The sequence below is a fragment of the Lactobacillus equicursoris DSM 19284 = JCM 14600 = CIP 110162 genome, from assembly GCF_001434815.1.
Lineage (GTDB): Bacteria > Bacillota > Bacilli > Lactobacillales > Lactobacillaceae > Lactobacillus > Lactobacillus equicursoris.
In genome coordinates, this window is the sequence record NZ_AZDU01000070.1 from 1 (window position 1) to 5,654 (window position 5,654).

5 protein-coding genes are annotated in these 5,654 nt (G+C 47.9%); 3 read left to right on the plus strand and 2 right to left on the minus strand.

Features of this window, described 5'->3' with window-relative positions; all coding sequences use genetic code 11:
• Window positions 1-53: 53 nt before the first annotated feature.
• Together FC20_RS08990 and FC20_RS08995 are read right to left on the minus strand one after the other, a co-directional pair.
• Window positions 54-1,001 (minus strand): sugar-binding transcriptional regulator, encoded by a 948-nt coding sequence (locus tag FC20_RS08990; protein WP_008459645.1) that lies wholly within the window; start codon window positions 999-1,001, stop codon window positions 54-56.
• A gap of 141 nt (window positions 1,002-1,142) precedes the next feature.
• Window positions 1,143-2,102: an aggregation-promoting factor C-terminal-like domain-containing protein gene (locus tag FC20_RS08995; RefSeq protein WP_008459647.1), complete on the minus strand. Its 960-nt coding sequence runs from the start codon at window positions 2,100-2,102 to the stop codon at window positions 1,143-1,145.
• A gap of 459 nt (window positions 2,103-2,561) precedes the next feature.
• Here FC20_RS08995 and FC20_RS09000 point away from each other — a divergent pair, with 459 nt between their 5' ends.
• The 3 genes from FC20_RS09000 to FC20_RS10445 all read left to right on the plus strand — a co-directional run.
• The gene (locus tag FC20_RS09000) at window positions 2,562-5,087 is read left to right on the plus strand and encodes a M1 family metallopeptidase (RefSeq protein ID WP_008459650.1); all 2,526 of its coding nucleotides are present in this window, start codon (window positions 2,562-2,564) and stop codon (window positions 5,085-5,087) included.
• A gap of 75 nt (window positions 5,088-5,162) precedes the next feature.
• Entirely contained in the window at window positions 5,163-5,414 is a 252-nt protein-coding gene (locus tag FC20_RS10210) for a hypothetical protein (RefSeq protein ID WP_082610505.1), read from the plus strand.
• The coding region (locus FC20_RS10445; protein WP_156402970.1) for a hypothetical protein at window positions 5,350-5,654 on the plus strand (305 nt) is incomplete at its 3' end. The genes FC20_RS10210 and FC20_RS10445, both read left to right, overlap by 65 nt.

The following is a 5,654-nucleotide window of genomic DNA, read 5'->3' on the forward strand; positions in this document are numbered from 1 at the left end:
AATTTGTCCCAATTTTTGGGGTCACATCATTGATTCGACTCTGTTTTGTTATCTTATATCCGTTCTTCGTGCATTATCTGCAGGACCCGGTTGGCGATGGACTCGTTGGTAACCAGGTGGGTGATGATCCCAGAGCGCAGGGCACCCAGCAGGGCTTCAGACTTGAAGCGGTTGTTGACGACGACGAAGCGAACGGGGGTCTTGACGATCTGCTGGTCAGTGATGCCGATGATCTTGTTGGTGATGGCGCTGAAAAAGTGGCCCGCGTGGTCGTAAGGACGGCCGAAGATCATGCCGGCAATTTGGTCATGGGGAATATTTTTAAACAAGAGATCCTCGTACTTCTGGTGAAGGAAGCTTTCTTCTTCAAAGGCCTGAATGGTCCCCAGGCTCGCCACCAAGAGGTCCAGCTGGTCGTACTTGCTGTTTAAGAGCTCGTAAAAAGGCTCCTGCTTTAAGTACTTGACCAGGTCTGGATTGGTGGAGTAAAGAGGGGCGGGCAGGGATTGGAAGCTGGCCCCGCAATGAGCCGCTGCTACGGGCTCTAGCGGGCTCTTCCGGTCGCTGCCGGCTAAGGGGTAGCCAACTAGCTGGACGAAGTCCAAATCGCTGTTGTCGATGTTGTTAAAGGCCTTGACGATGTCCAGCATGGTTGTCCCCCAGCTCAGGCCCACATACTTAGCCGACTGCATGTAGCTTTGGATCTGATCAGCCGCAAAGCTGACGATCTTTTCGCTGTCCTGGTTCTTGGTTTCCATCTTGTCCAAGATGAAGGCTTCTTTAAGATTGAATTGCTGGCGAAAAAGCTTCTCCAGATGGGAGTTGCGACGGGCGCCTTCTTTAATCTTGATCTGGACGATCCCCTTTTTCTCAGCTTCGTTTAAAGCCTTGTCGATCAAATAGCGGGAAAGATTGTATTTGGCCGAAATTTCCGCAATGTTCAGCTTGCTGATGTAGTAATCATGCGCGATGTTGGCTAAGCGGTCATTAGTGATTTGCACGTTTTTTCCCCCTAATTAGTAAAATTTCAAGTTTATTTGAATAGTGTAAAACAAAAGCAAGTTTTTGTAAAATAGCAAAAAAGTTAAGGAAATAAAAAAAGAGGAAGCTAGCTTCCTCTTTTTAATTATTGATTTGCTATCTTAGTACCAGTTGTGGGCTAACCAGAATCTCTTGGCGTTGACCCATGAGCCGTAACGGCCGTAAACGTAGCGGTCAGCAGTCTTTTCTTGGTTGCTCTTGGACAGGTTGCCGTGCAGGTAAGAAATCAAAAGTTGGTAGCGGCCGTAACAGTTGCCGTTTCTAGCGGTGTAGGAGCCACTTGATTCCCGCATAGCGATCCAGTACTTAGCAGCCTTTTCAACTGCGTTTTTTTGAGCCTTCTTTTTCTTGGCAGCGGCGCGCTTCTTGGCAGCGGCCTTTTTCTTAGCGGCAGCGCGCTTCTTGGCAGCGGCCTTTTTCTTAGCGGCAGCGCGCTTCTTGGCGGCAGCCTTCTTAGCAGCAGCGCGCTTCTTAGCGGCGGCTGTTTTAGCAGCTTTTTCAGCCTTCTTCTTAGCAGCGGCGGCCTTCTTGGCAGCTTCGGCAGCAGCCTTTTCTTCAGCAGTTTGTTGGTTGCTGGAGCTGCTTTGAGCTGAACTTTGGTCAGCAGTAGTGTCCTTGCTTGCGGCTACGGCTGCTGAAGCGGTAGAGGTCTTCTTAGCAGTCTTAGTCGTTTTTTTCTTATTGGTCTTCTTAGTTACCTTTTTAGTGGTTTTCTTAGCCTTCTTAGTAGGCTTCTTGCTCTTCTTGGTAGCCTTCTTCTTAGTAGTCTTTTTAGTGGTTTTCTTAGCCTTCTTCTTATTGGTCTTCTTAACTACCTTCTTAGCAGCAGTAGTTGAAGTTGACGTAGAAGCAGCAGAAGCTTGGCTAGACTTAGCAGCAGCGTCGTCTTGGCTGCTGGTTGCGCTTTGGCTTTGAGCGCTAGCTTGATCTTGCTTTTGAGTCGTCGTTTGGTTGGTAGATTCGGTATTAGTTGCCGCAAATACGTTGGCAGGAGCTAATACGAGGGCAGTCGCAAAGGCGGCTGCGGATAAAACTTTCGTAAATTTCTTATTGATCGTCATATGGGTAGAAACTCCTCACTTAGTCTCTTAAAAAAACTAAGTTAATCCTACAAAACTAATATGACAGGAATGTTACAGGACGAAAACAAGATGATAACAAATGATAAAAATGGTCACATTAATAGTACTTTTATTATTGTCCTACTAAAAATGCACAAAAATCACTTAAACTGGTCAAAAAAATCCAGCCAGCAAAGATAAACGTAATTTAAGTTAACGCTTTCAGTTAATTCTGTTAACTCCCACAGCCAGCCTTGTTGCTCTTGTTGACGATGAATTGATTTCAGCGTTTATTCAAGCAAATACTGATGATTTTTTCCAAAAAGCAATCAGCGTATTTTACAAGGCCGAATTTCGCATTTAAAGGGCTTTTTTGCTAGAATAGAAGTGTATGAGCCTAATTTTTTAATCAGGAAAATTTTTTACAAGAACATATACAAATGTATTTAGGAGGAAACAATGGCTGTTAAACGTTTCTACGAAACTTTCCACCCAGATCACTACGATCTGTTTATCGACGTTAACCGGGCCGAGAGATCATTCTCTGGTACCTCAACCATTCATGGTGAAATCAAGGAAGAAACTGTTTTGGTGCACCAAAAGTACATGACCATCAGCAGCGTTACTGTTGACGGCCAAGCTGTACCATTTACTTTTAGCGACGACTTTGAAGGCATCAAGATTGAAGCTGGCAAGACTGGCGAAGCAACCATCAAGATTGCCTACTCAGCACCGCTTACTGACACCATGATGGGGATCTACCCATCCTACTACCAAGTAGACGGCGTCAAGAAGGAATTGATCGGAACCCAGTTCGAAACTACTTTTGCCCGCGAAGCCTTCCCATGTGTCGACGAACCAGAAGCTAAGGCAACCTTCTCCTTAGCCTTGAAGTTCGACGAACACGAAGGCGAAACGGTTTTGGCCAACATGCCAGAAGATCGGGTAGAAGATGGCGTTCACTACTTCAAGGAAACGGTCCGCATGTCCAGCTACCTGGTAGCCTTTGCCTTTGGCGAAATGCGCTCTGTGACGACCCACACTAAGAGCGGTGTTTTGATCGGCGTTTACTCAACGCAAGCCCACCAAGAAAAGGAATTGACCTTCTCCTTGGACATCGCTAAGCGCGCTATCGAATTTTACGAAGACTTTTACCAAACGCCATACCCACTTCCACAATCTCTGCAATTGGCCTTGCCTGACTTCTCAGCCGGCGCCATGGAAAACTGGGGTCTGGTAACTTACCGTGAAGCTTACCTGCTTTTGGATCCAGACAACACCACTTTGGAAATGAAGAAGCTGGTTGCCACTGTGGTTACCCACGAATTGGCTCACCAATGGTTCGGCGACTTGGTAACCATGGAATGGTGGGACAACTTGTGGCTGAACGAAAGTTTTGCCAACATGATGGAATACCTGTCAGTTGACCACTTGGAACCAAACTGGCACATCTGGGAAATGTTCCAAACTTCAGAAGCTGCCGCTGCCTTGACTCGGGATGCAACTGACGGCGTGCAATCTGTCCATGTTGAAGTTAACGACCCAGCCGAAATTGATGCCTTGTTTGACGGCGCCATCGTCTATGCCAAGGGTTCCAGAATGCTGGTTATGGTGCGGTCACTTTTGGGCGACGAAGCCTTGCGCAAGGGTCTGAAGTACTACTTCGACCAGCACAAGTTCGGCAACGCAGCCGGCGACGACCTGTGGGATGCCTTGTCAACGGCTACTGACCTTAACATCGGCGAAATCATGCACACTTGGCTGGACCAACCTGGCTACCCAGTAGTGAACGCTTTTGTCGAAGCTGGTCACTTGAAGCTAACCCAAAAGCAATTCTTCATCGGTGAAGGCAAGGAAGTTGGCCGTAAGTGGGAAATCCCATTGAATGCCAACTTTAAGGCACCAAAGATCATGTCTGATGTTGAAGTTGACTTGGGCGACTACGAAGAATTGCGGGCAGAAGCTGGTCACGCTTTGCGTTTGAACGTCGGCAACAACTCCCACTTCATCGTGAAGTACGACCAAACTTTGATGGACGACATCATGAAGGAAGCCAAGGACCTGGATCCAGTGTCACAACTCCAATTGATGCAAGACTTGAGACTTTTGGCAGAAGGCAAGCAAGTATCCTACGCTGACTTGGTACCAGTCTTGGAACTCTTCAAGAACTCCCCAAGCCACCTGGTAATCGATGCCTTATACACGGCGGCTGCACAGCTCCGTCAATTCGTAGAAGCTGGCAGCGCTGAAGAAGCCAACCTGCGTGCTTTCTACAACGACTTGTCCAAGGACCAAGTAGCGCGTCTTGGCTGGATGCCAAAGGCCGGCGAAAGCGATGAAGACATCCAAATGCGGCCATACATCTTGAGCGCTAGCCTGTACGGCAAGAACGAAGCATCTGAAAAACAAGCTCACGAAATCTACGTTGAATACCAAGACAAGTTAGCTAGCCTGTCAGCCGACATCCGGGCTTACGTTTTGATCAACGAAGTTGAAAACTACGGCTCAAGCGACCTGACTGACAAGCTCGTTGCCTTGTACCAAGCAACTAGTGACCCATCCTTCAAGATGGACTTGGAAGCAGCCATCGTGAAGAGCAAAGACGAAAAGGAACTGAAGAAGATCATTTCTTGGTTCGAAAATGCGGAAATCGTTAAGCCACAAGACCTCCGCGGCTGGTTCAGAGGCGTTTTGTCAAACGCTAAGGGTGAACAGCTCGCTTGGGACTGGATCCGCGATGAATGGGCTTGGATGGAAAAGACGGTCGGCGGCGACATGGAATTCGCAACCTTCATCACTGTCATTTCCAAGGTCTTCAAGACCCAGAAGCGGTATGACGAATTCGACAGCTTCTTCACTGACAAGGAAAGCGACATGCTGCTGAACCGGGAAATCAAGATGGACCGGAAGGTCATCGCTAGCCGGGTTGACCTGATCGCTAGTGAAAAGGACGCTGTCAACGCTGCAGTCAAGGCCGCTCTGTAATTAGTGCGAAGGCTTGATATAGCTTAATCGGCGGTTAAAATGAAGCCCCCACTTCTGTAGGAAGTGGGGGCTTTTTTGCGTGGTGTTGGGGCATGTGGGGGTGAGTTGCTGAATTGCCCCCAAAGTGTGTCAACCGGTGTGGATTTTGGCAAGAATTGCCCCCAAAGTATATCAACCGGTGTGGATTTTGGTGAAATTAGCCCCCAAAGTATGTCAACCGGTCTGGATTTAGGCGGAAATTGCCCCCAAAGTGTGTCAACCGGTGTGGATTTTAGGCGGATTTCGCCCCCAAAGTATGTTAACCGGCCTGATTTTTGTCTGGATTAGCCCCCAAAGTATGTCAACCGGTCTGATTTTAGGCGGAAATTGCCCCCAAAGTATGTTAACCGGTCTGGATTTAGGCGGAAATTGCCCCCAAAGTATGTTAACCGGCCTGATTTTAGGCGGAAATTGCCCCCAAAGTATGTTAACCGGCCTGATTTTAGGCGGATTTCGCCCCCAAAGTATGTTAACCGGCCTGATTTTTGTCTGGATTAGCCCCCAAAGTATGTCAACCGGTCTGATTTT

What these genes read in the sequence shown, in the direction of transcription:
- FC20_RS08995 (WP_008459647.1), bottom strand. Translation starts at nt 2,102, where the DNA reads ATGACGATCAATAAGAAATTTACGAAAGTTTTATCCGCAGCCGCCTTT.
- FC20_RS09000 (WP_008459650.1), top strand. Translation starts at nt 2,562, where the DNA reads ATGGCTGTTAAACGTTTCTACGAAACTTTCCACCCAGATCACTACGAT.